General features: G+C 59.4%; 24 protein-coding genes. 8 read left to right on the top strand and 16 right to left on the bottom strand.

All coding sequences use genetic code 11. The annotated features are described in order from the left end of the window. Window positions 1-61: 61 nt before the first annotated feature. The 3 genes from BFQ01_RS19545 to BFQ01_RS19535 all read right to left on the bottom strand — a co-directional run bounded on the left by BFQ01_RS19545 (window position 62) and on the right by BFQ01_RS19535 (window position 3,349). Window positions 62-817 (bottom strand): DeoR/GlpR family transcriptional regulator, encoded by a 756-nt coding sequence (locus BFQ01_RS19545; protein ID WP_027604598.1) that lies wholly within the window; start codon window positions 815-817, stop codon window positions 62-64. 95 nt (window positions 818-912) lie between these two features. After that, a complete protein-coding gene (gene glpK / locus BFQ01_RS19540) occupies window positions 913-2,418 on the bottom strand; it encodes a glycerol kinase GlpK (RefSeq protein WP_065926529.1) in 1,506 nt (501 codons plus the stop codon). A 76-nt stretch (window positions 2,419-2,494) separates the two neighbouring features. Beyond that, complete coding sequence (locus BFQ01_RS19535; protein WP_027604596.1) at window positions 2,495-3,349, bottom strand: MIP/aquaporin family protein; 855 nt, start codon at window positions 3,347-3,349, stop codon at window positions 2,495-2,497. Window positions 3,350-3,674: 325 nt separating this feature from the next. On the opposite strand from BFQ01_RS19535, the gene ybaK reads away from it, so the two are divergent. After that, a complete protein-coding gene (gene ybaK / locus BFQ01_RS19530; protein WP_065926528.1) occupies window positions 3,675-4,145 on the top strand; it encodes a Cys-tRNA(Pro) deacylase in 471 nt (156 codons plus the stop codon). A 63-nt stretch (window positions 4,146-4,208) separates the two neighbouring features. Here ybaK and BFQ01_RS19525 read toward each other — a convergent pair whose 3' ends face one another. Both BFQ01_RS19525 and argF read right to left on the bottom strand, forming a co-directional pair. Then, window positions 4,209-5,318 carry an ABC transporter ATP-binding protein gene (locus BFQ01_RS19525; RefSeq protein ID WP_065926527.1) on the bottom strand — a complete coding sequence of 370 codons (1,110 nt, stop codon included), beginning with the start codon at window positions 5,316-5,318 and terminating at the stop codon, window positions 4,209-4,211. After that, on the bottom strand, window positions 5,315-6,235 hold the full coding sequence (gene argF, locus BFQ01_RS19520) for an ornithine carbamoyltransferase (RefSeq protein ID WP_027604593.1): 921 nt from the start codon (window positions 6,233-6,235) through the stop codon (window positions 5,315-5,317). Before argF ends, BFQ01_RS19525 begins: the two co-directional genes overlap by 4 nt. 431 nt (window positions 6,236-6,666) lie before the next feature. Between argF and BFQ01_RS19515 the strand changes: the two genes are divergently transcribed. Together BFQ01_RS19515 and grxD are read left to right on the top strand one after the other, a co-directional pair. Continuing rightward, window positions 6,667-8,775 carry a molybdopterin oxidoreductase family protein gene (locus tag BFQ01_RS19515; RefSeq protein ID WP_065926526.1) on the top strand — a complete coding sequence of 703 codons (2,109 nt, stop codon included), beginning with the start codon at window positions 6,667-6,669 and terminating at the stop codon, window positions 8,773-8,775. 86 nt (window positions 8,776-8,861) lie between these two features. Continuing rightward, a complete protein-coding gene (gene grxD / locus BFQ01_RS19510; protein WP_027604591.1) occupies window positions 8,862-9,200 on the top strand; it encodes a Grx4 family monothiol glutaredoxin in 339 nt (112 codons plus the stop codon). 66 nt (window positions 9,201-9,266) lie between these two features. Here the strand turns inward: grxD and bfr are convergent, their stop codons facing one another. Together bfr and BFQ01_RS31760 are read right to left on the bottom strand one after the other, a co-directional pair. Further along, a complete protein-coding gene (bfr, locus tag BFQ01_RS19505) occupies window positions 9,267-9,737 on the bottom strand; it encodes a bacterioferritin (RefSeq protein WP_012722487.1) in 471 nt (156 codons plus the stop codon). 201 nt (window positions 9,738-9,938) lie between these two features. Then, window positions 9,939-10,157, bottom strand: coding sequence for a bacterioferritin-associated ferredoxin (locus BFQ01_RS31760; protein ID WP_074844072.1), 219 nt, complete (start codon window positions 10,155-10,157; stop codon window positions 9,939-9,941). Between the two features lie 244 nt (window positions 10,158-10,401). Between BFQ01_RS31760 and BFQ01_RS19500 the strand changes: the two genes are divergently transcribed. Further along, window positions 10,402-11,004 carry a peroxiredoxin gene (locus tag BFQ01_RS19500; RefSeq protein ID WP_003172097.1) on the top strand — a complete coding sequence of 201 codons (603 nt, stop codon included), beginning with the start codon at window positions 10,402-10,404 and terminating at the stop codon, window positions 11,002-11,004. Between the two features lie 65 nt (window positions 11,005-11,069). On the opposite strand, the gene rnt is transcribed toward BFQ01_RS19500, so the two are convergent. Beyond that, the gene (gene rnt, locus BFQ01_RS19495) at window positions 11,070-11,744 is read right to left on the bottom strand and encodes a ribonuclease T (RefSeq protein ID WP_027604590.1); all 675 of its coding nucleotides are present in this window, start codon (window positions 11,742-11,744) and stop codon (window positions 11,070-11,072) included. Beyond that, the gene (gene pyrC, locus BFQ01_RS19490; protein WP_027604589.1) at window positions 11,741-12,787 is read right to left on the bottom strand and encodes a dihydroorotase; all 1,047 of its coding nucleotides are present in this window, start codon (window positions 12,785-12,787) and stop codon (window positions 11,741-11,743) included. Before pyrC ends, rnt begins: the two co-directional genes overlap by 4 nt. Window positions 12,788-12,943: 156 nt before the next feature. Between pyrC and BFQ01_RS19485 the strand changes: the two genes are divergently transcribed. The 3 genes from BFQ01_RS19485 (at window position 12,944) to BFQ01_RS19475 (ending at window position 16,420) form a co-directional block, all read left to right on the top strand. Beyond that, window positions 12,944-13,852 carry a flagellar protein MotY gene (locus BFQ01_RS19485; protein ID WP_065926525.1) on the top strand — a complete coding sequence of 303 codons (909 nt, stop codon included), beginning with the start codon at window positions 12,944-12,946 and terminating at the stop codon, window positions 13,850-13,852. Window positions 13,853-13,981: 129 nt separating this feature from the next. Next, the gene (locus BFQ01_RS19480) at window positions 13,982-15,199 is read left to right on the top strand and encodes an argininosuccinate synthase (RefSeq protein WP_012722490.1); all 1,218 of its coding nucleotides are present in this window, start codon (window positions 13,982-13,984) and stop codon (window positions 15,197-15,199) included. 588 nt (window positions 15,200-15,787) lie between these two features. After that, complete coding sequence (locus tag BFQ01_RS19475) at window positions 15,788-16,420, top strand: response regulator transcription factor (protein WP_027604587.1); 633 nt, start codon at window positions 15,788-15,790, stop codon at window positions 16,418-16,420. Window positions 16,421-16,504: 84 nt separating this feature from the next. Here the strand turns inward: BFQ01_RS19475 and BFQ01_RS19470 are convergent, their stop codons facing one another. From BFQ01_RS19470 to metG, 4 genes are all read right to left on the bottom strand, one after another. Further along, the gene (locus tag BFQ01_RS19470) at window positions 16,505-16,687 is read right to left on the bottom strand and encodes a PA3496 family putative envelope integrity protein (protein ID WP_027604586.1); all 183 of its coding nucleotides are present in this window, start codon (window positions 16,685-16,687) and stop codon (window positions 16,505-16,507) included. 107 nt (window positions 16,688-16,794) lie between these two features. Next, window positions 16,795-17,433, bottom strand: a complete 639-nt coding sequence (gene nth / locus BFQ01_RS19465; RefSeq protein ID WP_027604585.1) for an endonuclease III — start codon at window positions 17,431-17,433, stop codon at window positions 16,795-16,797. 135 nt (window positions 17,434-17,568) lie between these two features. After that, on the bottom strand, window positions 17,569-18,531 hold the full coding sequence (gene rsxB / locus BFQ01_RS19460) for an electron transport complex subunit RsxB (RefSeq protein WP_065926524.1): 963 nt from the start codon (window positions 18,529-18,531) through the stop codon (window positions 17,569-17,571). Window positions 18,532-18,645: 114 nt separating this feature from the next. Further along, window positions 18,646-20,697, bottom strand: coding sequence for a methionine--tRNA ligase (gene metG / locus BFQ01_RS19455; protein WP_065926523.1), 2,052 nt, complete (start codon window positions 20,695-20,697; stop codon window positions 18,646-18,648). A 172-nt stretch (window positions 20,698-20,869) separates the two neighbouring features. On the opposite strand from metG, the gene apbC reads away from it, so the two are divergent. Next, window positions 20,870-21,964 carry an iron-sulfur cluster carrier protein ApbC gene (apbC, locus tag BFQ01_RS19450; RefSeq protein WP_027604582.1) on the top strand — a complete coding sequence of 365 codons (1,095 nt, stop codon included), beginning with the start codon at window positions 20,870-20,872 and terminating at the stop codon, window positions 21,962-21,964. 496 nt (window positions 21,965-22,460) lie between these two features. On the opposite strand, the gene fdxA is transcribed toward apbC, so the two are convergent. The 3 genes from fdxA to BFQ01_RS19435 form a co-directional block, all read right to left on the bottom strand. Beyond that, a complete protein-coding gene (fdxA, locus tag BFQ01_RS19445) occupies window positions 22,461-22,784 on the bottom strand; it encodes a ferredoxin FdxA (protein ID WP_027604581.1) in 324 nt (107 codons plus the stop codon). A gap of 142 nt (window positions 22,785-22,926) precedes the next feature. Further along, the gene (mutS, locus tag BFQ01_RS19440; RefSeq protein WP_065926522.1) at window positions 22,927-25,518 is read right to left on the bottom strand and encodes a DNA mismatch repair protein MutS; all 2,592 of its coding nucleotides are present in this window, start codon (window positions 25,516-25,518) and stop codon (window positions 22,927-22,929) included. A gap of 203 nt (window positions 25,519-25,721) precedes the next feature. After that, complete coding sequence (locus tag BFQ01_RS19435) at window positions 25,722-26,048, bottom strand: DUF2388 domain-containing protein (protein ID WP_065926521.1); 327 nt, start codon at window positions 26,046-26,048, stop codon at window positions 25,722-25,724. Between the last annotated feature and the right edge of the window lie 66 nt (window positions 26,049-26,114).

Here is a 26,114-nt window from a genome sequence, read left to right as displayed (position 1 = left end):
AGAAAAAGGCGCTGGATAAATCGCCACCGGGGGCTTGCCCCCGATGGCTTCAGTGCAGACGCTATACGACTTCCAGGCGAACCTTGTGCTGGTTCAGCAACTGCACCAGCGCCGGCACGGGCTCCTGATCCGTCACCAGGCAGTCCACCAGGCTGATCGGCCCCAGTCGAATCATGGCATTGCGCCCGAATTTGCTCGAGTCCGCCGCCAGGATCACCTGGCGTGCATTGGCGATGATCGCCTGGGAAACCCGGACTTCCTGGTAGTCGAAGTCCAGCAGGCTGCCGTCCTCGTCGATGCCGCTGATACCCACCAGCGCGAAGTCGACCTTGAACTGGTTGATGAAATCGACACTGGCCTGACCCACCACACCGCCGTCACGGCGCACATTGCCGCCGGTCAGCAATACATCGAAGTCGTCCTTTGCGCTAAGCATGGTGGCGACGTTGAGGTTATTGGTGATGATTTTCAGGTGATTGTGATTGAGCAGCGCACGGGCAATGGATTCCGTGGTGGTGCCGATATTGATGAACAACGAGGCGTGATCGGGGATTTGTGCCGCGATGGCTTCGCCGATGCGTTGTTTCTCATCGCGCATCTGGTCGGCCCGCATGGCGTACGCGGTGTTCTCGACACTGGAGTCATAGGCCGCGCCGCCGTGGTAGCGGCGCAGCAGATTGGCGTCCGCCAGTTGGTTGATATCGCGGCGGATGGTTTGCGGGGTGACAACGAATAGCTGCGCCATTTCCTCGATACTGACGTAGCCGCGTTCGCGGACCAGTTCGAGGATTTGCTGCTGGCGGGGAGGCAGATTCATGGGGCGTCCTTTGGGCTGCCATACAAAAGTGGCCCATGATGACGCAGGAATCTGCTCCCTGCCAGTTACAACCCGATATGGGGCCCGCGCATGGCTTATTCGGCGCCTTCGTGGGGTTCCCAGTCGCGGGTGCGGCTCACCGCTTTTTGCCAGCCGGCGTAGAGTTTTTCCTTGGCGGCTTCTTCCAGCTGCGGTTCGAATTCGCGCTCGATCACGGCCTTGCCGCGCAGCTCGTCGAGGCTGCCCCAGAAGCCGCAGGCCAGACCGGCCAGGTAGGCGGCGCCGAGTGCGGTGGTTTCGCGCATTTGCGGGCGCTCGACCTGGGTGCCGAGGATGTCGGCCTGGAATTGCATCAGGAAGTTGTTGGCCACCGCACCGCCGTCCACACGCAGGGCCTTGAGGCGTTCGCCCGAGTCCTGTTGCATGGCGTCGAGCACGTCGCGGGTCTGGTAGGCAATCGACTCCAGGGCGGCACGAATAATGTGATCCACGCGTACGCCGCGGGTCAGGCCAAACAGTGCGCCACGGGCATACGGGTCCCAGTAGGGGGCGCCCAGGCCGGTGAAGGCCGGGACCAGGTACACGCCATTGCTGTCCTTGACCTTGCCGGCGAAGTATTCGGTGTCGGTGGCATCGGCGATGATTTTCAGCTCGTCACGCAGCCATTGCACGGTGGAGCCACCGTTGAACACCGCGCCTTCCAGCGCATAGGCCACTTCGCCACGGGGGCCGCAGGCGATGGTGGTGAGCATGCCGTGCTTGGACTTGACCGCTTTGTCGCCGGTATTCATCAGCAGGAAGCAGCCGGTGCCGTAGGTGTTCTTGGCCTGGCCGGCCTCAACGCACATCTGGCCGAACAGTGCCGCTTGCTGGTCACCGGCGATACCGCCGATGGCGATGCCGCTTTTGGTGCGGCCGTAGATCTCGGAGGAAGACTTCACTTCCGGCAGCATTTCCCGCGGAACGTCGAGGATCTCCAGCATCTTCGCATCCCACTCCAGGGTGTGGATGTTGAAGAGCATGGTGCGCGAGGCGTTGGTGTAGTCGGTGACGTGGGTTTTGCCGCCGGTAAATTTCCAGATCAGCCAGCTGTCGATAGTGCCGAACAGCAACTCGCCGTTGCGCGCACGCTCGCGGCTGCCTTCGACGTTATCGAGGATCCACTTGAGCTTGGTGCCGGAGAAGTACGGGTCGGTGACCAGGCCGGTGGTGTCGTTAATGTATTGCTCGTGGCCGTCGCGCTTGAGCTGCTGGCAGATTTCGGTGCTGCGGCGGCACTGCCAGACGATGGCGTTGTAGATCGGGCGGCCGGTGACCTTATCCCAGACCACGGTGGTTTCACGCTGGTTGGTGATGCCGATGGCGGCGACCTGGTCATGGTGCAGGCCGGCCTGTGCCAGGGCCTCGACCATCACCGCGCTCTGGGTGGCGAAGATTTCCATCGGGTCATGTTCGACCCAGCCGGCTTGCGGGTAGTGCTGGGTGAATTCACGTTGGGCGGTGCAGACCACGTTGGCGTCGCGATCGAAGATGATTGCCCGGGAACTGGTGGTGCCCTGATCAAGGGCAATGATGTAGTTCTTATTCTCGATGTCGGTCATGTCAATTGCCTTGGACGAAATAAGGAAGTCAGAAATCAGCCGGGGCCGCATAGGGCAGGGGACCAGGCTGGCGCTTTCAGGAAATACGAGTCTTGCCGTTGACAGCCGTGTCAGTTGTTTCCGCTATAGCAGGTGCGGCGCTCGGCAAGTGGCGGGCAATCAGCCCGCGATAGGCCGCAGCACCGAGGCATGCGCCGACAATCGGCGCGAAAATCGGAACCAGGAAGTAAGGAATATCGCGGCCGCCAGTAAAGGCCATTTCACCCCAGCCAGCGAAAAAGGTCATCAGCTTGGGCCCGAAATCCCGCGCCGGGTTCATCGCAAAGCCGGTCAGCGGGCCCATGGCACTGCCGATGACCGCAATCAGCAGGCCGATCAACAGTGGCGCCAGCGGGCCGCGCGGCAGGCCGTTGTTGTCATCGGTGAGGGCCATGATCACGCCCATCAGGATCGCGGTAATGACCATTTCCACCAGGAAGGCCTGCGCCGTGCTCAGCAGTGCATGGGGGTAGGTGGAGAACACCGAGGCCAATTCCAGGCTGGCCTGGGTGCCGCGTACCAGATGGTGGGTTTGTTCGTAATCGAAAAAGAGATTGCTATAGAGCGTGTACACCAGCGCCGCCGAGCAGAAGGCACCGGCGATTTGGGCCAGGATGTAGAACGGCAGTTTGCGCTTGTCGAAGTCGGCAAAAATACACAGGGCGATACTGACCGCCGGGTTGAGGTGGGCCCCGGAAATACCGGCGCTCAGGTAGATCGCCATGCTGACGCCGATCCCCCAGATGATGCTGATTTCCCACAACCCGAAGCTGGCACCCGCGACCTTGAGCGCAGCAACGCAGCCTGTACCGAAGAAGATCAGCAGCGCAGTCCCCAGGAACTCGGCCATGCATTGGCTTGAAAGTGAAGGCTGTTGAAGAGCAGTTGTCATGGAAAACCTCGATTGTTGTTCTTGTCTGGCGCACTGCCTCAACGGACGGTTGCGCGATTTTCACCGTGACAGGATCCCCATCCAAGACACGGCTTACTGCTGGAACGCTGCAGGTGTATTCCTACAGTATTCGGAAACGAAAAAATATAGACAAGAATGACGGCTGTCAAAGGTCGAAAGTGAACTGTCGGTCACTTTCCAACTATTGGTTTGATGAATGATCACGCTCGCCACGTTAAGTATTGTGGACGGGGAGGGCGGACTAGAGCGTTTTATGCGGGCTTGGCCTAGAATTGGCCGTCTGTTTGCCACGCTCGGAGAGGTCATGACCCCCGCATTGGATTTGTTGAAAAAAGTTCGCGCCGAACATCGCGTCCACAGTTATGAACACGACCCCAAGGCGGCCTCCTATGGCCTGGAGGCCGCAGAGAAATTGGGCCTCGACCCGGCGCAGGTGTTCAAGACCTTGTTGGCCAGCAGTGAAAAAGGCGAATTATTGGTGGCTGTGGTGCCGGTCGTCGGAAGTCTGGACCTCAAGGCCCTGGCTCATGCGGCGGGTGTGAAAAAAGTCGAAATGGCTGATCCGGCAGCGGCGCAGCGTTCCACCGGTTACCTGCTGGGAGGCATCAGCCCACTGGGGCAGAAGAAGCGGCTGCGCACATTTATCGATGTAACGGCGCAGCCGTTCGCGACAATTTTTGTGAGTGCGGGGAGGCGCGGGCTGGAAGTGGAGTTGTCCGCCGCGGTGCTGGCGGAACATACCCAGGCCAAATTCGCAGAAATTGGCCGGGTGTAATCCCGGTATGCTGGAGAATCAATGTGGGAGGGGGCTTGCCTCTCCCACACGTTGATCATTGACTCAGCCAGCCGGGCTGTAGCGCCGTACGCCGGATTCGGCGTGAGGAACCTGCGCCGCGACGCTGCCTGAGGCCTGGAACAGCACCAGATGCTCCGCGGCCACGCGAATGCCCACTTGTGCGCCCACCTGATGGTCGGCATGGCTGGGGAAAATCGACTCCAGCTGCGCACCCGTCGGCAGTTGTAGGCGGTACAGGGTTGATGCGCCGAGGAAGGTCTTGCCGACGATCCGCGCTTTCAAGGCACTGTCCGGCGCGTAGACGATGTCGTCCGGGCGCAGCAAGACGTCCACGGCACCCCCCGTAGGCCAGGTGTAGGCGCGGTTTCCGCGCAGGTCGCCCAGTTCGGTGTGGACGGACTCGGGCGAACTCAACTGGCCACGAATGAAATAACCCTGGCCGATAAAGCTGGCGACATACGGCGTCAGGGGTTCGTGATAGAGGTTGTAGGGGGTATCCCACTGCTCCAGGCGCCCTTCCTTGAACACTCCGACGTGATCACTCACAGCGAACGCCTCTTCCTGGTCATGGGTGACCAGGATCGCACTGGTGCCCCGTGCCTTGAGGATGTCGCGTACCTCGTGGCTGAGCTTGCGCCGCAGTTCGCCGTCGAGGTTGGAGAACGGTTCGTCCAGCAGCAACAGTTGTGGCTCCGGCGCCAGGGCGCGGGCGAGGGCGACGCGTTGTTGCTGGCCACCCGACAGTTCGTGGGGGAAGCGCTTGCCCAGGTTCTTGAGGTTGACCAGCTCCAGCAGTTCGGCGACCACACGGTCTTTTTGCGGGTGTTTGCGAATGCCGAAGGCGATGTTGTCGGCCACGCTGAGGTGGGGAAACAGTGCGTAGTCCTGGAACACCATGCCGATACGACGTTTCTCCGGCGCCAGGGTAAAACCGGCGCTGGAGATCACTTCGCCCGCGAGGCTGATTTCGCCTTCGTGCACCGGCTCAAAACCGGCAATCGCGCGCAAGGTCGTGGTTTTGCCACAGCCCGAAGAACCCAGCAGGCAACCGATATCGCCCGCGTTGAGGTGCAGATTGAGGTTCTGCACCACCCGTTGATCCTGGTAGCCGCATGCCAGATTGCGCAAGTTCAGCAGTAATGGCTGGCTCATGCGTGGTGGTACGCCGGTTCGACGAGGAATTCGAGCAGGGCTTTTTGCGCGTGCAGGCGGTTCTCTGCCTGGTCCCAGGCCACGGAGCGTGGGTCATCGAGCAGGTCGAGGCTGATTTCTTCACCCCGGTGGGCGGGCAGGCAGTGCATGAACAGCACGTCCGGCGCGGCCATGTCGAGCAGGGCGCGGGTCACCTGGAAGGGCGCGAACAGGGCCAGGCGCTTGGCGGTTTCGTCTTCCTGGCCCATGGAGGTCCAGACGTCGGTGCTGACCAGGTGGGCGCCGATCGCTGCATCCTTTGGATCGCGCAGGATCTGCACACGGCCATCGGCCTTGGCCAGGAACTCGGCGGCCGGTTCGAAGCCTTCCGGGCAGGCGATGCGCAGGTGGAAGTCGAACTGAATCGCCGCTTCTATATAGCTGTTGCACATGTTGTTGCCGTCACCGATCCAGGCCACGGTCTTGCCCTGGATCGAGCCACGGTGCTCAAGGAAGGTCTGCATGTCGGCCAGCAACTGGCATGGGTGCAGGTCATCGGACAGGCCGTTGATTACCGGCACGCGCGAGTTGGCGGCGAATTCGGTCAGGGTGCTGTGGGCGAAGGTACGGATCATCACCGCATCGAGCATTCGCGACATGACGATCGCGCAGTCGCTGATCGGCTCGCCACGGCCCAGTTGGGTGTCACGCGGCGACAGGAAGATGGCCTGGCCACCCAGCTGGATCATGCCCGCTTCGAACGACAGGCGAGTGCGGGTCGACGACTTCTCGAAAATCATCCCGAGCACGCGGTTTTTCAAAGGCTCGAACAGTACGCCGCGGTTACGCAGGTCTTTAAGCTCAATGCCTCGACGGATCACGCTGACCAGCTCTTCGGGCGTGCAATCCATCAGGGAGAGAAAGTGCCTTGCGCTCATCATTAACTACCTTTTTGCAACAGACCGCAGATACTCAAAGCCTTGTTTATTGTGACAACGGGCGAGACCTGCGGCGAAAGCCGCACGGGGCGACGAAATAGGGGAAGGCGCGATCTTATAATTAAATGTCGCGTCTTACCAATAGGGCTACGGTTTTATGGGTGTTCAAGAAGGGCGCAAGAGCGCATTCGAAGACGGTTTCCAGACAGCAGCAGGTCATTTGTACACTGGCCTCGCAACCATTTGCAATGTGCAGGGGCGGGCCCAGGCCGGGCTGTGTCGGTTTTAGACGTGGGTTACAGGCTCTGTAACATTTGCTCATGTTTGCTCATGGCCTGGCCTGATGGCTATCGATTCACAGGGCGAACGATGCTGGTGCCTGTCATGGTCACGGCCCATAGTCAGGCCAAAGCCCAATAAAGAGACTGGCCATGACCAAGACTCTCCACCACCGTGCCTGCCACCTGTGCGAAGCCATTTGTGGCCTGACCCTGGAAACCACCCAAGCCGAAGACGGCAGCCTGGCGATCACCTCGATCAAGGGCGACACGCTGGACAGCTTCAGTCGCGGCCATATCTGCCCCAAGGCCGTGGCGTTGCAGGACATACAGAATGATCCTGACCGCCTGCACCAGCCCATGTTGCGGGTGGGCAGCGAATGGCAGCCAATCCCGTGGGATGAGGCGTTTGCCCTGGTCGCCGAGCGGCTGGCGGGCATCCAGGCGCGGCATGGACAGAATGCAGTGGCGGTGTATCAGGGCAACCCCAGCGTGCACAACTATGGGCTGATGACCCACAGCAACTACTTCCTCGGCCAGCTCAAGACGCGCAACCGATTTTCTGCCACCTCCGTAGACCAGTTGCCCCATCACCTCACCAGCCACCTCATGTACGGCCACGGCCTGTTGCTGCCGATTCCGGACATCGACCACACCGACTTCATGCTGATCCTGGGCGGCAACCCGCTGGCCTCCAACGGCAGCATCATGACCGTGCCCGATGTGGAGAAGCGTCTCAAGGCTATCCAGGCCCGGGGTGGCAAGGTGGTGGTGGTCGATCCTCGGCGCAGTGAGACGGCGGCGATCGCTGATCAGCATCTGTTCGTGCGGCCTGGCGGGGATGCGGCGTTGCTGTTCGGGGTACTCAACACACTGTTCACCGAGAACCTGACGCGTGACAGTCATTTGCCGGTAGAGGGCCTTGAGGATGTGCGCCGTGCGATCCTCGGCTTTACCGCCGAAGCCATGAGCCGCCAGTGTGCCGTACCCGCCGGGCAGATTCGCCAGTTGGCACGGGATTTCGCTGCTGCGGATAAAGCGGTGTGCTACGGGCGCATGGGGGTGTCGACCCAGGCGTTCGGTACGCTGTGTCATTGGCTGGTGCAGTTGATCAACCTGGTCACTGGCAACCTCGACCGCGAAGGCGGTGCGTTATGCACCAGTCCGGCAGTGGACTTGGTCGCGTCCACCGGTGGCGGGCATTTCAATCGCTGGCAGAGTCGCGTGTCCGGGCGCCCGGAGTACGGCGGCGAGTTGCCAGTGTCTGTATTGGCCGAAGAAATGCTCACCGGCGGCGAAGGACAGGTCCGCGCGCTGGTGACGGTGGCGGGCAACCCGGTGTTGTCGACCCCCAATGGCCGCCAGTTGGAGCAGGCCCTGGACGGCTTGGAGTTCATGGTCAGCATCGACCTCTATATCAACGAGACCACGCGTTATGCCGATCTGATCCTGCCGTCCACTTCGGCGCTGGAAAACGACCACTACGACACCACGTTCAACATGTTCGCCGTGCGCAATGTCACCCGTTTCAATCGCGCGATCCTGCCCAAGCCTGAGGGTGCGTTGCATGACTGGGAGATCTTCGTCGGCTTGGCCACGGCATTCGCTGCGCACACCGGTATGGCGCTCAAGCCCACCATGCCGCCTGCGCAAATGATCGACTTCGGCCTGCGCGCCGGCGCTTATGGTGATGCGTCGAGCCATCAGTTGTCGGTGGCGAAGCTGGCGGACCATCCCCATGGCATGGACCTGGGGCCGCTCAAGCCAAATCTCGCCGCGCGGTTGAAAACCGTGGATGGCAAGGTGCAGGCGGCACCGGCAGTGATTCTGGCGGATCTGGCGCGCTTTGCGGCGCAGCCGATGCCTGTGGCTGACGAGTTGCTGCTGATCGGCCGTCGCCATGTGCGCAGTAATAATTCCTGGATGCATAACTATCACCGGCTGGTGAAGGGCAAGCCTCGGCACCAGTTGCATATGCATCCCGATGACCTGGCCAGTCGCCAGTTGGCAGATGGGCAGTGGGTGCGCGTCAGTTCACGTATCGGCATGATCGAGGTGGAGGTGGTCGCCAGCCTGGACATGATGCCCGGCGTGGTCAGCCTGCCCCATGGTTGGGGTCACGGCCGTCCTGGCGTCCAGATGACCATCGCCAGCGAGCAACCCGGGGCGAGCGCGAATGACTTGACCGACGAGCGGCAATTGGATGAGTTGTCGGGCAATGCGGCCTTGAATGGCGTACCTGTCCAAGTCGCTGCCGCATAAGGAGCCCGAGCACCGCGTTGGAATTTTGCGTTACAATGCGCCACCGTGCCGACCTGTGAGTCGCAAAGTTCCAGCCGAGGTGTTCCATGGATATCATCGAAACGATCAAAGAGCAGATTGCCAACAACACCATTCTGCTTTACATGAAGGGCGCACCTAACGCTCCTCAGTGCGGTTTCTCCGCGAAGGCTTCCCAGGCTGTTATGCAGTGTGGCGAGAAGTTCGCTTACGTGGATATCCTGCAAAACCCGGAAATCCGCGCCAACCTGCCGAAGTACGCCAACTGGCCTACCTTCCCGCAACTGTGGGTAGCCGGCGAGCTGGTCGGCGGTAGCGATATCATCACCGAAATGGCAGCTGATGGTTCGTTGCAGGCGTTGATCAAAGATGCAGCAGCAAACGCGGCGGCCAAGACCGACGCTTGATTCGCCTGTAATAAAAAGCCCCGCTTCTCGTGAGAGAGCGGGGCTTTTTTGTACCTGGCGACGGGATTATTCGCCCATCTGCGATTGCAGGTAGTTTTCCAGGCTGACTTTATCGATCAGGCCCAGTTGGGTTTCCAGCCAGTCGATATGTTCTTCCTGGTCTTCCAGGATGTCTTCCAGCAGTTCGCGGCTGCCGAAGTCGCCCTTGGTCTCGCAATGTGCAATGGCGGCCTTGAGGTCGCTGTGGCTCTTGCGTTCAAAGCCCAGGTCGCTGCTGATCATTTCCTGGGTGTGCTCGCCGATGTTCAGCTTGCCCAGGTCCTGTACGTTCGGCAGGCCTTCGAGGAACAGGATGCGCTTGATCAGCGCGTCGGCGTCCTTCATGGCCTTGATGGATTCTTTGTATTCACGCTTGCCAAGCTTTTCCAGGCCCCAATCGTCGTACATGCGCGCATGCAGGAAGTACTGATTGATCGCGACCAGTTCATTGGCAAGGATTTTGTTGAGTTGCTGGATGACTGAGATGTCGCCTTTCATGACTGGGGTCCTGCCCTGTAGTAGCTGTGTATAAGGCGGAGTTTGAGCGGCGAAAACCCTAGTGTCAAACCTAAGTTATTGAATAATAAATGAAAATTAATCGGAATAAGAATGTTTGTGTTCCGCGTCTTAGCGCTAACTAGTTGAATTACAGGCATAAAAAAACCGGACACTCGGTCCGGTTCTTCAAAACACGCCTATTTAGGCGTGTGTAAATTCTGCTGAGTAGGGAACAGCGGCCTGTGCTGTTTGCAGCTGCGTCAGGGTCTCCCGTACCACTTGCTTGGCGAGGCAAGCACATTTACCACATTGACTGGCAACGCCGGTGGTTTCACGCACTTCCTTGTAGCTGCAGCAACCTTCATAGATTGCTTCGCGGATTTGTCCGTCGGTGACGCCGGTACACAGGCACACATACATAAGGGAGAACCGTCGCGGGTTTAAGGCTTAAGTGCGATGGATCTTAATGTTAACGAGAATGATTGTCAAAGTAGATTCGTAGGGTATTGGCCTGCACCGCCCTCACGCTGACGAACGGTTTTTTCAGTGTATGATGGTCGGTCTTCACGAAGCGTGACTGCGTCACAGGGCTGTCGCTTGAATGCGGCAGACTCAAGGCCGGTCCTTTTACTTCAATCGTCACCCTTACATCAGGAGATACCCAATGAGCGTACTCGTCGGCAAACAAGCCCCGGATTTCGACGTACCTGCCGTGCTCGGCAATGGCGAAATCGTTGACAGCTTCAAACTGTCTGAAGCCATCAAAGGCAAATACGGCCTGGTGTTCTTCTACCCGCTGGACTTCACCTTCGTCTGCCCTTCGGAGCTGATCGCTCTGGACCACCGCATGGACGATTTCAAGGCGCGTAACGTTGAAGTGGTTGCCGTTTCCATCGACTCCCATTTCACCCACAACGCCTGGCGCAACACGGCCATCAACGATGGCGGCATCGGCAAAGTCAAATACACCATGGCTGCCGACATGAAGCACGACATCGCCAAGGCCTACGACGTTGAGTCCGAAGGTGGCGTGGCGTTCCGCGGCGCGTTCCTGATCGATGACAAGGGCGTTGTGCGCTCCCAGATCATCAACGACCTGCCGCTGGGCCGTAACATGGAAGAGCTGATCCGTCTGGTCGACGCCCTGCAATTCCACGAAGAGCACGGCGAAGTCTGCCCTGCCAACTGGAAAAAAGGCGACAAAGGCATGAACGCTTCGCCTGAAGGCGTTGCGGCTTACCTGACCGAGAACGCTGGCAAGCTGTAAGCCGGATTCGCGGGACAAAAAAACCGGCCTGAGAAGGCCGGTTTTTTCATGCGCGGGATTTGACCTCAGTCGCCGAAGTCTTCCCAGCCGCCCATCTGCTTCCAGCGGTTGACGATGCCGCAGAACAGCTCGGCGGTCTTCTCGGTGTCGTAGCGGGCCGAGTGGGCTTCGCGACCGTCGAAGTCGATGCCGGCCGCCTGGCAGGCCTTGGCCAAGACGGTCTGGCCATAGGCCAGGCCAGCAAGGGTGGCGGTGTCGAAACTGGAGAACGGGTGGAACGGATTGCGCTTCATGTCCAGCCGCGTCACGGCGGCGTTGAGGAAGCCCAGGTCGAAGCTGCTGTTATGCCCGACCAGGATCGCGCGCTTGCAGCCGTTGGCCTTCAAGGCCTTGCGTACGCCACGGAAGATATCGGTGAGTGCCGCCTCTTCGCTGACGGCCATGCGCAGGGGGTGATCCAGCTTGATCCCGGTAAACTCCAGGGCTGCCGCTTCGATATTGGCACCTTCAAACGGCTCGACGCGGAAGAAGTGGGTGTGCTCCGGATACACAAAGCCCTGTTCGTCCATGCCGATAGTCGTTGCGGCGATTTCCAGCAGTGCATCGGTGGCGCAATTGAAGCCGCCGGTTTCTACGTCGACAACGACAGGCAGGTAGCCGCGGAAACGTTCGGCCATCGGGTGGCGCGAACCACCACCGCCACCGTGTTCCTGGTCGTCATCGTAATGGTCTTCACTCACTTGCTTTCCTCCAGCAGGCGCCAGCGCAGTGTTTCACCGGCGCGCAGCGGGATAACGGTCAGCTCGCCAAATGGCAGGCTGGCGGGGGCGGTCCAGTCTTCACGGACCAGGGTGATACGGTCGGTATTCGCCGGCAGGCCATAGAATCGCGGGCCATTGAGGCTGGCGAAACCTTCGAGTTTATCCAGGGCGTTGCGCTGTTCGAACGCTTCGGCATACAGCTCGATGGCGGCAAACGCGGTGTAGCAACCGGCACAACCGCACGCGGCTTCCTTGGCGTGCTGGGCGTGGGGCGCAGAGTCGGTGCCGAGGAAGAACTTCGGATTACCGCTGGTCGCGGCATCCAGCAAGGCCACCTGGTGGGTGTTGCGCTTGAGGATCGGCAGGCAATAGAAGTGCGGCCGAATCCCGCCCACCAGCATGTGGTTGCGGTTGTACAGCAGGTGATGGGCGGTGATGGTTGCGCCGACGTTGGCCGAGGCCTCGGTGACGAACTGCACGGCATCGGCCGTGGTGATGTGCTCGAACACCACCTTGAGGGTCGGGAACAGCTCGACCACGCGGCGCATGTGCTCGTCGATGAAGATTTTCTCGCGATCGAACACGTCCACGTCGCCACGGGTGACTTCACCGTGGATCAGCAGCGGCATGCCGACTTCGGCCATGGCTTCGATGGCCGGCAGGATCTTGTCGATGCTGGTCACGCCGGAATCGGAGTTGGTGGTCGCACCGGCCGGGTACAGCTTGGCGGCGTGCACGAAACCGCTGGCCTTGGCCTGGCGAATTTCTTCGGGCTGGGTACGGTCGGTGAGGTAGAGCACCATCAACGGTTCGAAGCGGCTGCCGGCCGGCCGTGCAGCGAGGATGCGCTGGCGATAGGCGTCGGCTTCGGCGGCATTACGCACCGGTGGTACCAGGTTAGGCATGATGATGGCGCGGCCAAACGTACGCGCTACATCGGCCACGGTTTGGGGCAACGCAGCACCATCGCGAAGATGAATATGCCAGTCGTCGGGACGCAGCAGGGTCAGGCGGTCGGACATTGGGGATTCCAGGCGGGTCAATCTGGTGGGAATGCTACCGGAAAAGACTCTTGCAGGCACTCGCTATCAAGTTTTGCAGGATGCATCCGATAGCCTTTCGTATGCCTTATCGATGTATGACGCTTTGAAGTGTTGTAGAAACCAGTGGAGCCTCCCGTGCGCCAGCATTATCTAGCCCTGCTCAGTGTGTTCGCCAGCCTGCCTGCTATGGCCCTCACGTTCCAGACACGTCTGGAGAACATTGAGTGGAAGGTAGAGGGGGACAAGTTCGAGTGCCGCCTGAGCCAACCGATCACCGACTTCGGTTCGGGTGAGTTCGTGCGCCGGGCCGGCGAGCAGGCGACGTTTCGTCTGAAAGCCTATAACGGGTCGTTGGGCGCAGGGTCGGCCACCTTGTTGGCCGCCGCAGCCCCCTGGCAGCCCGGTCGGGGTGACATCAATCTCGGCGCCGTACGTGCCGGCAGCGGTGATGTGCTGTTCAACAGCTCTCAGGCCCAGGCCGGGCGTCTATTCAATGGTTTGCTCGATGGACGCTCGCCCACTGTGCGGCACTATGGACGCGAGGGTGGCTATTCGGAGATTCGCCTGCTGCCGGTGAAATTCAACAAGGCCTACAGCGACTATCAACTGTGCACCGCCAAGTTGCTGCCGATGAATTACGATCAGGTCAAGCAGACCGAAGTGGGCTTCCCCGGTGGCGGCATCGAGCTGGACGCTGCGGCAAAGCAGAAGCTGGCGGTGATTCTCGAATTCATGAAGGCGGACCCTACCGTCAACCATATCGAATTGAACGGCCACTCGGACAACAGCGGCAATCGCCTGAGCAACCGTGATGTTTCACGCCGTCGTGCGCTGGCGGTGATGGACTACTTCAAGGCCAACGGTATTCCTGAGTCTCAGATCACCCTGCGGTTCCATGGTGAAAGCTACCCCTTGGCGCCCAACACCACTGCCGCCAACCGGGCCCGTAACCGCCGTGTGAATATTCAGCTCGAACGCGCGGCTGCCCCTGAGAAACCGGCCCCCCAGGCCACGGGGCCGAGCAACCCGGCACACACCTCCTGAAGTGCGACCATCGGTCGCTCGCTCGACATAATCTGTCGCTTTATCTTCATTTGCTGTCGCGCCCCTGTAAATCCACGGTTTTGATCGGTAGAATCGACGCCTTTCCGTACAACCCCGTGGAGTGATGGCATGGCCGACGTAAACAAGGTCGTTCTCGCGTATTCCGGCGGCCTGGACACTTCGGTGATCCTCAAGTGGCTGCAGGATACTTATAACTGTGAAGTGGTGACCTTCACCGCTGACCTGGGTCAGGGCGAAGAGGTCGAACCTGCACGTGCCAAGGCGCAAGCCATGGGCGTGAAAGAGATCTACATTGACGACCTGCGCGAAGAATTCGTCCGCGATTTCGTCTTCCCGATGTTTCGCGCCAACACTGTCTACGAAGGCGAGTACCTGCTGGGTACTTCCATCGCACGTCCGCTGATCGCCAAGCGCCTGATCGAAATCGCCAACGAAACCGGCGCTGATGCCATTTCCCATGGCGCCACCGGCAAGGGCAACGACCAGGTGCGTTTCGAACTGGGTGCCTACGCGCTCAAGCCCGGCGTGAAAGTGATTGCCCCCTGGCGTGAATGGGACCTGCTGTCCCGTGAAAAGCTGATGGATTACGCTGAAAAGCACGCGATCCCGATCGAGCGTCATGGCAAGAAAAAGTCCCCGTACTCGATGGACGCCAACCTGCTGCACATCTCCTATGAAGGCGGCGTGCTGGAAGACACCTGGACCGAGCACGAAGAAGACATGTGGAAATGGACCGTCTCCCCGGAGAACGCTCCAGACAAGCCGCAATACCTGGAACTGACCTACCGTAATGGCGACATCGTCGCGCTGGACGGCGTCGAAATGACCCCGGCCACCGTATTGGCGACGCTGAACCGTATCGGTGGCGAACACGGCATCGGTCGCCTCGACATCGTCGAGAACCGCTATGTGGGCATGAAGTCCCGTGGCTGCTACGAAACCCCGGGCGGCACCATCATGCTGCGTGCCCACCGCGCCATCGAGTCCATCACTCTGGACCGTGAAGTGGCTCACCTCAAAGACGAGCTGATGCCCAAGTACGCCAGCCTGATCTATACCGGCTACTGGTGGAGCCCTGAGCGTCTGATGCTGCAACAGATGATCGATGCTTCCCAGGCCCACGTGAATGGCGTTGTGCGTCTGAAGTTGTACAAGGGCAATGTGATCGTTACCGGCCGTAAGTCGGATGACTCGCTGTTCGACGCCAACATCGCCACTTTCGAAGAAGATGGCGGCGCCTACAACCAGGCCGACGCAGCGGGCTTTATCAAGTTGAATGCATTGCGCATGCGCATTGCTGCCAACAAAGGTCGTTCGTTGTTCTGAGTGTCAAGCCGGTTGTAAAAATGGCCCCTTGTTCAAGGGGCCATTTTTTTGTCTTGAATTCTTGATTAAGTCCACTTTCTTTAAACTTGTTTAATCAGTGTTTTTGATGATGGGGACGCTGGTTTTTTGTCGGGGGAATGTTTTTTATCATTTGTGTAGGAACCAGTCTTACAGATAATTCACTCATGTAGGTGCGAGGAGTATGTAAGAAGCCAAAAATTCTGTAGGAAATAAGGATGTAAGTAAATATGTTAAATGGAACTGAAACTACCGATTTTTCTCTGCCAGCTCCGCTACCTGCAGTCGACAGGCAAGGGGCATTTCCTGATAGTTGCGTGCGGCACGTTTACCTTATCCCCTGGGGGGGTTGGAAATTTCACTCAAAATATGTGAGGTCCCGGAAAGTTCTGAAGGGCCTCATAAAACTGGAAACATCTGTATCGGTGTTTTTTTGTAGGGCGTTTCCTTTATCTCTGTGGGTTGGGTCTCTGCTTGCTGTTGCTCGGGGGGGAACGCTATGCCAACTAGGAAACGACTAGGCTATTGTGTTTGCTCTAAATAATTCGAACAGCGAAATTGGACTTTCTCATGAATAAAGTGCTGATCGTAGATGATCATCCCGTCATTCGTCTTGCTGTGCGTATGCTAATGGAGCGTCATGGTTATGAGGTCGTTGCAGAGACCAATAACGGTGTCGATGCGTTGCAACTTGCGCGGGAGCATATGCCGGACATTGTCATACTGGATATTGGGATTCCCAAGCTCGATGGCCTGGAAGTTATTTGCCGACTTTCGTCTACCAAGCAGGCTGTCCCGTTCAAGGTCCTGGTGCTCACCTCCCAGGCTCCAGGTCACTTTTCGATGCGTTGCATGCAGGCGGGTGCTGCTGGCTATGTGTGCAAGCAACAGGACCTGACTGAATTGCTCAGCGCGATCAAGGCGGTGTTGTCGGGTTACAGCTATTTCCCAAACCAGGCACTCAACTCGGTACGCTCCACCATGGGCAATGCCAGTGAGGCCGATATGGTCGAGCGTCTGTCCGGCCGGGAGATGATGGTGTTGCAGCAGTTGGCCCGGGGCAGGACCAACAAGGAGATTGCCGACGGTATGTTTCTCAGCAACAAGACCGTCAGCACCTACAAGACTCGTCTGCTGCTCAAGCTCAATGCCCGCTCTCTCGTGGACTTGATCGAGCTGGCCCAGCGTAACGGCTTGGTATAGGTGAGGGCACAGCACTGCGCATAGGCCGCACAACCGGCAGAAAAAAGCCTCCGACAGGGAGGCTTCCGGCCGTCGACCGCTTGATCAGAGGTCGAAGTCGTAGTCGGCCAGTTGTTTTTGCAAGCGTCGTTCTTCCAGAAGGTTGTCGATAGTACGGCGTTTGCTCAGATTGGTCTTGGCGACCTCCGCCACAGGTGCTTCCACGCCATCGTCCTCCGATTCAACGAGGTCGTCTTCCACATCCAACTGTTCTTTGTCAGTGCTCATAACGTTAACTCCGGAGTAAGACTGCCGTTGGCGCTCCTTATAACGATAATCCATGAATGGGTAAAAAAGATTTTTTCAATCGACTGATCGAGAAAACCAATGAACCCTCAATCGTCCGACGTCTTGTCCTTGTATTCGCACAGGTCTTCAATGCGGCAGCTGCCGCAGCGCGGCTTGCGGGCCTGGCAAACATAGCGTCCGTGCAGGATCAGCCAATGGTGGGAGTCAAGCAGGTACGGTTTGGGCACGAACTTCATGAGCTGCTTTTCCACTTCGACCACGTTCTTGCCGCGGGCTATTCCGGTTCGATTACTGACCCGAAAAATATGGGTATCCACGGCCATGGTGAGTTGCCTGAATGCGGTGTTGAGCACCACGTTAGCGGTTTTACGGCCCACCCCCGGCAGGGCTTCCAGTGCTTCGCGGGTTTCTGGCACTTCGCTATTGTGCCGTTCTATCAGCAAGCGGCAGGTCTCGATGACATTCTTGGCCTTGCTGTTGTAGAGGCCGATGGTCTTGATGTACTCCGATAACCCGTCCACGCCCAGGGCGTAAATCGCCTCTGGCGTGTTTGCCACGGGATACAGCCTGGCCGTGGCCTTGTTGACGCCGACGTCCGTGGATTGGGCCGACAGGATCACCGCAATCAGTAACTCGAACGGCGAGGAGTAGGCCAGTTCGGTCTTGGGTTCCGGATTGTCTTCGTGAAGCCTGCGAAAAATTTCCAGGCGTTTTGCAGCGTTCATGGGGCGGAAGGTTCCTTTCGGGCAGTCAGCGTAGTTTCGAATAGTGGGTCCAGGCCTGGAGTCCTGCGAGCAGGACAACCCGACGATATCAATGTGGTGTCGGCGATGGACTGTAACAACCCCCAGGATTATCAGTCATGTGCCATGGGCGTCTACTTGGCGCTGCGCATCATCGAGCTTGTGTTGCGCGTCGGCTAATTGTTGCGGATCCGCCTGTTGGTCGAGGGCTTTCTTCAACTCGGCCCGGCGCATCGCCAATTGGATTTTGGCGCGCTTGAGGTCGGCGTTGTTGACGGCAGGCAGTGGTGTCGCGGGTGTGTGATGCTGGCCCAGGGCTGCCAACGCCTGCTCCGCTGCCTCGAACTGCTGTTGCAGGGCGATCAGTTGGGATTGTTGTTCAAAGGTCGGCGGGTGCCCAAAAGCCTGCAAGGATTTGTGCAATTGGGCGCGGCTCATGGCCACATTGATCTTGGCTTTTTTCACCTCCGCATCCTGGGCGGCTCGCGCTGCGTCAAGTGGCAAAGGGGGAGTTGGTGCTGAACGCTGAGGCCGCGCCACACGTTGGGCAATCCTGTGCTCTTCTTCCCGTTGCAGGCGCGCATTGCGTTGTTCAAAGCGTTGCCGGGCACGGTCGCGCTTGAAATCTCGTTCACGGCGTTCGTTTTCGTTCGCTGCCAGGCCGCCGACGATCGGCAGCCCTGTGACCAGTGGGCGTAACTCAATGCAGTCGACGGGGCAGGGCGCGACGCACAGGTCGCAACCGGTGCACTCATCGATGATAACGGTGTGCATCAACTTGGCGGCGCCGACAATCGCGTCCACCGGGCAGGCCTGGATGCATTTGGTGCAGCCGATGCACTCGGCCTCGCGGATGTAGGCGACCTGGGCCGGGGCGTCCCCACGGCTGGTATCCAGCTCCAGAATGGGTACACGCAGTAATAGCGCAAGGCCGGTGATCGTCTCCTGTCCTCCGGGCGGGCATTTGTTGATTGCCTCGCCCCGGGCGATACCCTCGGCGTAAGGCTTGCAGCCCGGGTGCCCACATTTGCCGCATTGTGTCTGCGGCAGCAGCGCGTCGATACGTTGAATCAGATTCATGGAGTGATCATTGGCGTGCCGGTTGAACAAACAGGGTTTGATTATCCGGCAAGCGAGAAGGGGGGACTAGTTGAAAAGCCCCGTCGCCGAAACGACAGGGCTGTTTTGCAGCGCTTACTTGATACGTTGACCCGGCTTGGCGCCGCTGTCCGGGCTCAGCAGGTAGATCTCTTCGCCGCCAGGGCCAGCCGCCATCACCATGCCTTCGGAGATACCGAACTTCATTTTCCGCGGCTTGAGGTTGGCAATCATCATGGTCAGGCGACCATTGAGCTTGGATGGGTCCGGATAGGCGCTCTTGATTCCGGAGAACACGTTGCGTTGTTCGTCACCAATATCCAGGGTCAGGCGCAGCAGTTTGTCGGCCCCTTCCACGGCTTCGGCCTTGATGATCAGCGCCACGCGCAGGTCCACGGCAGCAAAGGCGTCAAAGTCGATTTCCGGGGAAAGCGGGTCCTTGGCCAACTCGCCGTTACCGGCCGGTTTCGATTCGCCGGTATCGGTCTGGCTGGCAGCCAGGTCTTCTTTAGATGCGTCGGTCATGGCCTGGACCTTGACCGGGTCGATGCGGGTCATCAGAGGCTTGAATTCATTCAACTGATGGTTGCTGAGCAACGTGGCGTGGTCGTTCCAGGTCAGCGGCGCGACATTGAGGAACGCCTCGGCGTCGGCGGCCAGCAATGGCAGCACGGGCTTGAGGAAGATCACCAGCTGGCGGAACAGGTTGACGCCGGTGGCGCAGATCGCCTGGACCTCGTCCTGCTTGCCTTCCTGCTTGTTCAGCGACCAGGGCGCCTTGTCGGCAATCCAGGCGTTGGCGCGGTCGGCCAGGCCCATGATCTCGCGCATGGCGCGGGCAAAGTCGCGGGCTTCATAGGCGTCGGCGATGCTTGGGGCGGCAGCCAGGAACGCGTCGGTCAGTTCCGGCGCGGCGTTCTCGGCCACCAGCAGGCCGGCGTTGCCTTTGTGGATAAAACCGGCGCAGCGGCTGGCGATGTTGACCACCTTGCCAACCAGGTCCGAGTTGACCTTCTGGACGAAGTCTTCCAGGTTCAGGTCCAGGTCGTCGACGCCACGGCCCAGCTTGGAGGCGTAGTAGTAGCGCAGGTATTCCGGCGACAGGTGGTCCAGGTAGGTGCGTGCCTTGATAAAGGTGCCACGGGACTTGGACATCTTCTGGCCATTGACCGTCAGGTAGCCGTGTACCGCGATGCCGGTTGGCTTGCGGTAGCCCGAACCTTCGAGCATGGCTGGCCAGAACAGGGCGTGGAAGTTGACGATGTCCTTGCCGATGAAGTGGTACAGCTCGGCGGTGGAGTCCTTGCCCCAGAACGCATCGAAGTCCAGCTCCGGCGTACGGTCGCAGAGGTTCTTGAAGCTGGCCATGTAGCCGATCGGCGCGTCCAGCCATACATAGAAGTATTTGCCGGGCTCGCCTGGGATCTCGAAGCCGAAGTACGGTGCATCGCGGGAGATGTCCCACTGTTGCAGGCCTGCATCCAGCCATTCGGCGATCTTGTTGGCCACGGCGTCCTGCAGGGTGCCGCTGCGGGTCCAGGTTTGCAGCATCTGCTGGAAATCCGGGAGCTTGAAGAAGAAGTGCTGGGAATCCTTGAGTACCGGGATGGCGCCGGAGATAGCCGAGCGCGGGTTCTTAAGGTCAGTCGGTGCGTAGGTGGCACCGCATTTTTCGCAGTTGTCGCCGTACTGGTCTTCAGTGCCGCATTTCGGGCAGGTGCCCTTGATGAAGCGGTCGGCCAGGAACATTTTCTTTTCCGGGTCGAAATACTGCGTGATCGAGCGCGTGGCAATGTGCCCGGCGTCCTTCAAACGCAGGTAGATCTGGCTCGACAGCTCACGGTTTTCGGCGGAGTGGGTCGAGTGGAAGTTGTCGAAATCCACCAGGAACTCGGCAAAGTCGGCGCTGTGTTCAGCCTGCACATTGGCGATCAGCTGTTCCGGGGTGATGCCTTCCTTTTCGGCGCGCAGCATGATGGCCGAACCGTGGGCGTCGTCCGCGCAGACATAGATGCATTGATTGCCGCGATGCTTCTGGAAGCGCACCCACATATCGGTCTGGATGTACTCAAGCATATGGCCAAGATGGATGGAACCATTGGCATAGGGCAGGGCGCTGGTGACGAGGATCTTGCGTGGCTCGGACATGGGGCTCGGCTACTTGATGAAACGGAGGTCGGCCACTATAAAGCGCCGGGAAATTTATTTCACCCCGTGGTGCTGTTTCAGAATCTTCCGCACCTGCGAAAGCATGCCGTAACGCTGCTGGAACGGTTAGGATAGCCGCCTGTTTCAGTCAGTCTTTTTTCGGGAGTTGCCCATGAGCGCCGTCAATCGCGCAGCGGTGGAAGCCGTTCTTCGCCAGTACACCGACCCCTATTTGAACCAGGATCCGGTCAGCGCCGGCTGTGTACGCGCCATCGAGGTCCAGGGTGACCAGGTTTCGGTCCAACTGGAGCTGGGTTATGCCGCCGGCCTGTTCAAGAGCGGTTGGGCGCAGATGCTGCAAATGGCCATCGAAGGCCTTGATGGTGTGCGTGCCGCCAAGGTCGACATCCAGTGCGTGATCGCCCCGCACAAGGCCCAGGCGCAGATCCCGGGCCTGGCCAACGTCAAGAACGTGGTGGCAGTCGCTTCCGGCAAGGGCGGCGTGGGCAAATCCACCACCGCAGCCAACCTGGCCCTGGCCCTGGCCCGTGAAGGCGCGCGCGTGGGTATTCTCGACGCCGATATCTACGGCCCGAGCCAGGGCGTGATGTTCGGCATCGCCGAAGGCACGCGGCCGAAGGTCAAGGACCAGAAGTGGTTCGTGCCGATCGAGTCCATGGGCGTGGAGGTCATGTCCATGGCGTTCCTGACCGATGACAACACGCCGATGGTGTGGCGCGGGCCGATGGTGTCCGGCGCGTTGCTGCAGTTGGTCACCCAGACCGCCTGGGGCGACCTGGATTACCTGGTGATCGACATGCCGCCAGGCACCGGCGATATCCAACTGACCCTGGCACAGAAAGTCCCGGTGGCCGGCTCGGTGATCGTGACCACGCCCCAGGACCTGGCGTTGCTGGACGCCAGGAAGGGCGTGGAGATGTTCCGCAAGGTCAACATTCCGGTGCTGGGTGTGGTGGAGAACATGGCGGTGCACATCTGCTCCAACTGCGGCCACGCAGAGCATCTGTTTGGTGAAGGCGGTGGCGAGAAGCTGGCGACCCAGTACGGCGTTGAACTACTGGCCTCGTTGCCATTGTCGATGGGCATTCGTGAACAGGCCGACGGCGGCAAGCCCACCGTAGCGGCAGAGCCCGATGGCCAGATCGCCATGATCTACCAGGAATTGGCTCGCCATGTGGGCGCCCGGATCGTCCTGCAGGAAGCGGCGGCCCCGGCAATGCCGACCATTACGGTCAGCGACGACTGAACTCGCTGAAGGACAAGAAGCCTCGACTTGTCGGGGCTTTTTCTTGTCTGGAGATCGGTCAATGGGTTTCTTTTACGCTTTTACGCAATGGCGCGCGTAAGCATTCGCTTACTTTCTCGTAAGTGTTTGGTTTTTTTGCCGGGGGTGTGCGTCTCTAATCCTTGAGGGAGTTTTCTATCTAATTGAAATATAACAATTATTTATCTTTGTCTGGGCGCTGGAAACTGTCAGTGCCAAGTTTGGATCCCGTTGAACTTCCCTCGGAACTCTCTAACATCAGCCCTGTGTCCACGGATTGACACAGCCATCAAGGAACGATGGTTGAAGGAACGTCGCAGGATGCGATTCATCAGGATGATGAAAAGGAACACAGGGACTAGGGAAAAAATGTGGGCGGGTCATACCGCCCCTTTTTTCGTCTATAGAAAAGTGAATGCGTTCCCCGGAACGCAAAAAAGGCCCTTGAAGGGCCTTTTTTTGTTGGGCAGCGGCGCTTTTAGCGCTCTAGTTGCTCAATCTTGTTGGGTTTGCCATCCCATTCGGCGGCATCCGGCAACGAGTCTTTCTTCTCGGTGATGTTTGGCCAGATTTCAGCCAATTCAACGTTCAACTGAATGAACTGTTCCATGCCCGCCGGGACTTCGTCCTCGGAGAAAATGGCGACGGCCGGGCATTCAGGTTCACACAGGGCGCAGTCAATGCACTCGTCCGGGTGGATGACCAGGAAGTTCGGGCCTTCGTAGAAGCAGTCCACCGGACACACTTCTACGCAGTCGGTGTACTTGCACTTGATGCAGTTGTCGGTGACGACGAAGGTCATTTCTAATTCTCTCCTCAGGCGGCGGCAGCGAAACCCTTTGTGGTAGGGCTCGCGAGGTTCGGGAGCGATAGTCTGCAGGCCAGGCTAAGAGCCAGCAGCATCCCAAACCGCGCGAGAGTCTATCAGCTTGCAAGCGTGAGCGTTATATCCGAGTCTTCAGTGCATATAACATTTCCAGCGCTTTTCGCGGCGTCAAGTCGTCCAGGTCAAGCTTTGCCAATTCATCCAGCACCGGATGGGGCAGGCTGGCGAACATATCGCTCTGGTGCGGCGCAGCAGGTTTGCGGCTGGCCTTGGCAGGGCTGGCCACCACGGTTTCATGGGGCAGGGCCGTGGTTTCCAGGCGGCTGAGGTGCTCGCGGGCACGGGTGATCACGTCGTTCGGCACGCCGGCCAATTGCGCCACGGCCAGCCCGTAACTCTGGCTGGCCGGCCCTGGCAGCACGTGGTGCAGGAATACGATGCGCTCGTTGTGCTCGGTGGCATTCAGATGCACGTTGGCCACCAGCGGCTCGCTTTCCGGCAGCACCGTCAGTTCGAAGTAGTGGGTGGCAAATAGCGTATAGGCACGCAGATGCGCCAACCGTTCGGCCGCCGCCCATGCCAGGGACAGGCCGTCAAACGTACTGGTGCCGCGACCCACTTCGTCCATCAGCACCAGGCTGCGCTCGGTGGCGTTGTGCAGGATATTCGCGGTCTCGCTCATTTCCACCATAAAGGTCGAACGGCCACCGGCCAGGTCATCGCTGGAGCCGATCCGGGTGAAGATGCGATCCACCAGGGACAGCTCGCAACTGGCTGCCGGCACAAAACTGCCGATATGCGCCAGCAGTACGATCAACGCGGTTTGACGCATATAGGTGGATTTACCACCCATATTCGGACCGGTGATCACCAACATGCGCGTATCATCGTCCAGCGACAGGTCGTTGGCGACGAACGGCGTGGTCAGCACCTGCTCCACCACCGGGTGGCGCCCCTGCACGATGCGCATGCACGGCTCGCTGACAAACCGTGGGCAGTTCAGGTCGAGATTCAGCGCCCGTTCGGCGAGGTTGCTCAGCACATCCAGCTCCGCCAGGGCGGCGGCGGTGTCCTGCAGCGGCGCCAACTGGCTGATCAAGTCTTCCAGCAACGCCTCGTAGAGCATCTTTTCCCGGGCCAGGGCACGGCTCTTGGCCGACAGCGCCTTGTCTTCAAACTCCTTCAGCTCCGGGGTGATAAAACGCTCGGCACCTTTGAGTGTCTGGCGGCGTTGATAGTCGATGGGCGCCGACTCGGCCTGCTTACTCGGCAACTCGATAAAGTAGCCATGCACGCGGTTGTAGCCCACCTTCAGGTTGGCCAGGCCGGTGCGAGCTTTTTCGCGGGCTTCCAGGTCGATCAGGAACTGCCCGGCGTTTTCGCTCAGGGACTGCAGTTCGTCCAGTTCGCTGTCGTAGCCGGTCTTGAGCACGCCGCCGTCACGGATGATCGCCGGCGGGTTGTCGATAATGGCCTTTTCCAACAGCGCTGCCAGTTCCGGGTAGGTACCGGCCGTTACGGCGAGCTGTTGCAGGTGCGGCGTATCCAGTTCGGTCATTGCCACTTGCAGTTGCGGCAGGGCGCTGAGGGCATCGCGCAGACGCGCCAGGTCACGGGGTCGCGCATTGCGCAGGCCGATCCGCGCCAGGATGCGCTCGATGTCGCCGATTTCCTTCAGCTGCGGCTGCAGCTTTTCAAAGCGATAGCCGTCCAGCAGGCAGGTAATCGACGTCTGGCGCGCCTGCAGCACCGTCAAATCCCGCAACGGACGGTTCAACCAGCGGGTCAGCAGACGGCTGCCCATGGCGGTTTGGCAGCGGTCGACCACCGATTGCAGGGTGTTGTCACGCCCGCCGGACAGGTTGGTGTCCAGTTCCAGGTTGCGACGGCTCGCGCCATCGAGCACCACGGTGTCGTCCAGGCGCTCATGGCGCAGGCTGCGCAAATGCGGCAGGGCGGTGCGTTGGGTTTCCTTGGCATAGCTGAGCAGGCAACCCGCAGCGCCGATGGCCAGGGTCAGGGTTTCGCAACCGAAGCCTTTAAGGTCCTGCACCGAGAACTGCTGGCATAGACTTTTCAGTGCCGAGTCACGCTCGAAATCCCACGGCGCGCGACGCTTGGTCCCACGGCGTTTTTCCGCAGGCAGATCCTTCGGCCAATCATCCGGGATCAACAACTCCACCGGGTTGATGCGCTCCAGCTCCGCCAGCAGGTTTTCCCAGCCCTTGATCTCCAGCACGCTGAAATTGCCGCTGGTGATGTCCAGTACCGAAAGCCCGAACAAGCGCTCATCGCCCAGCACCGCAGCGATCAGGTTATCGCGACGCTCATCCAGCAGCGCCTCATCACTCACCGTCCCCGGCGTAATAATGCGCACCACCTGGCGTTCCACCGGGCCCTTGCTGGTGGCCGGATCGCCGATCTGCTCGCAGATCACCACCGATTCGCCCAGCTTCACCAGCTTGACCAGGTAACCCTCCAGCGAGTGGTAAGGAATCCCGCACATCGGAATCGACTGCCCCGCCGACTGCCCGCGCGCGGTCAAGGTGATGTCCAGCAACTTGGCGGCCTTCTTCGCGTCTTCATAGAAGATCTCGTAGAAGTCGCCCATGCGATAGAACATCAACTGATCAGGGTGCTGGTTTTTCAGGCGCCAGTACTGCTGCATCATCGGCGTGTGGGAGGACAGATCGGACGTGTTTTTACTCATTGGATAATAGGCAAATTCGTTGAAAGGAGTGGGGCAAAGGTGGGGCGCTCGGCCCTGCTGATTTTGCAATGGCTGCAAGGTTAACACGCGAGGTCGGCCCTTCGCAGGTCGCAAACGGATAGGTAAAACGCAAAGTGGGATGGCGCATTTGTTTAAATGCGCAGGGACGTGTCGCTATTGGCGCGCAGCCGAAAATGCCTCCCTCAGTACGATGAGGCGATCGCCTTGGCCAGTTGCATGTCGGACATAAGAGGCGAGGCGTAGGTCGCGCGATAGTACCGAGATGCCTGTTCGAACTCAGCACCGCGGATCTCGCCGTCCGAACCGATAAAGGCGAGGGCATCGGTTTTGGAGGATGTGAAAAGCTTTGGCGCATCGGTCGTGAGAACGCTGGCTCCCCCAATCAGGATGGTGGGCACGAACGTCGTGTACATCAGCGCTTTATCGAAAGGGTTGGCGTTTTCAGCCGCCGCTACCGGGTTGCCGATCACTGCCACGGCAGCGATCGCCAGCGTCTTCCATGAGCCCATTCTTCGATGCTTCCATTTCTGTGAGAGGCCGCACGATAGCAGAGGCGGTCCCTTTGCAGATATAAG

The sequence above is a fragment of the Pseudomonas sp. 8 R 14 genome (assembly GCF_900005955.1).
GTDB classification, from domain to species: domain Bacteria; phylum Pseudomonadota; class Gammaproteobacteria; order Pseudomonadales; family Pseudomonadaceae; genus Aquipseudomonas; species Aquipseudomonas marginalis.
The sequence above is the reverse complement of the archived record's forward strand: the minus strand, read 5'-3'. Positions and strand labels throughout refer to the sequence as shown.

What these genes read in the sequence shown, in the direction of transcription:
- BFQ01_RS19525 (WP_065926527.1), bottom strand. Translation starts at nt 5,318, where the DNA reads ATGAGCCAGCCATTACTGCTGAACTTGCGCAATCTGGCATGCGGCTAC.
- rsxB (WP_065926524.1), bottom strand. Translation starts at nt 18,531, where the DNA reads ATGAATCTGATTCAACGTATCGACGCGCTGCTGCCGCAGACACAATGC.
- BFQ01_RS19515 (WP_065926526.1), top strand. Translation starts at nt 6,667, where the DNA reads ATGACCAAGACTCTCCACCACCGTGCCTGCCACCTGTGCGAAGCCATT.
- bfr (WP_012722487.1), bottom strand. Translation starts at nt 9,737, where the DNA reads ATGAAAGGCGACATCTCAGTCATCCAGCAACTCAACAAAATCCTTGCC.
- BFQ01_RS19480 (WP_012722490.1), top strand. Translation starts at nt 13,982, where the DNA reads ATGGCCGACGTAAACAAGGTCGTTCTCGCGTATTCCGGCGGCCTGGAC.
- metG (WP_065926523.1), bottom strand. Translation starts at nt 20,697, where the DNA reads ATGTCCGAGCCACGCAAGATCCTCGTCACCAGCGCCCTGCCCTATGCC.
- pyrC (WP_027604589.1), bottom strand. Translation starts at nt 12,787, where the DNA reads ATGTCCGACCGCCTGACCCTGCTGCGTCCCGACGACTGGCATATTCAT.
- grxD (WP_027604591.1), top strand. Translation starts at nt 8,862, where the DNA reads ATGGATATCATCGAAACGATCAAAGAGCAGATTGCCAACAACACCATT.
- BFQ01_RS19545 (WP_027604598.1), bottom strand. Translation starts at nt 817, where the DNA reads ATGAATCTGCCTCCCCGCCAGCAGCAAATCCTCGAACTGGTCCGCGAA.
- fdxA (WP_027604581.1), bottom strand. Translation starts at nt 22,784, where the DNA reads ATGACCTTCGTCGTCACCGACAACTGCATCAAGTGCAAGTACACCGAC.
- BFQ01_RS19470 (WP_027604586.1), bottom strand. Translation starts at nt 16,687, where the DNA reads ATGAGCACTGACAAAGAACAGTTGGATGTGGAAGACGACCTCGTTGAA.
- BFQ01_RS19435 (WP_065926521.1), bottom strand. Translation starts at nt 26,048, where the DNA reads ATGGGCTCATGGAAGACGCTGGCGATCGCTGCCGTGGCAGTGATCGGC.
- BFQ01_RS31760 (WP_074844072.1), bottom strand. Translation starts at nt 10,157, where the DNA reads ATGTATGTGTGCCTGTGTACCGGCGTCACCGACGGACAAATCCGCGAA.
- nth (WP_027604585.1), bottom strand. Translation starts at nt 17,433, where the DNA reads ATGAACGCTGCAAAACGCCTGGAAATTTTTCGCAGGCTTCACGAAGAC.
- BFQ01_RS19475 (WP_027604587.1), top strand. Translation starts at nt 15,788, where the DNA reads ATGAATAAAGTGCTGATCGTAGATGATCATCCCGTCATTCGTCTTGCT.
- argF (WP_027604593.1), bottom strand. Translation starts at nt 6,235, where the DNA reads ATGAGCGCAAGGCACTTTCTCTCCCTGATGGATTGCACGCCCGAAGAG.
- BFQ01_RS19535 (WP_027604596.1), bottom strand. Translation starts at nt 3,349, where the DNA reads ATGACAACTGCTCTTCAACAGCCTTCACTTTCAAGCCAATGCATGGCC.
- mutS (WP_065926522.1), bottom strand. Translation starts at nt 25,518, where the DNA reads ATGAGTAAAAACACGTCCGATCTGTCCTCCCACACGCCGATGATGCAG.
- BFQ01_RS19500 (WP_003172097.1), top strand. Translation starts at nt 10,402, where the DNA reads ATGAGCGTACTCGTCGGCAAACAAGCCCCGGATTTCGACGTACCTGCC.
- ybaK (WP_065926528.1), top strand. Translation starts at nt 3,675, where the DNA reads ATGACCCCCGCATTGGATTTGTTGAAAAAAGTTCGCGCCGAACATCGC.
- glpK (WP_065926529.1), bottom strand. Translation starts at nt 2,418, where the DNA reads ATGACCGACATCGAGAATAAGAACTACATCATTGCCCTTGATCAGGGC.
- apbC (WP_027604582.1), top strand. Translation starts at nt 20,870, where the DNA reads ATGAGCGCCGTCAATCGCGCAGCGGTGGAAGCCGTTCTTCGCCAGTAC.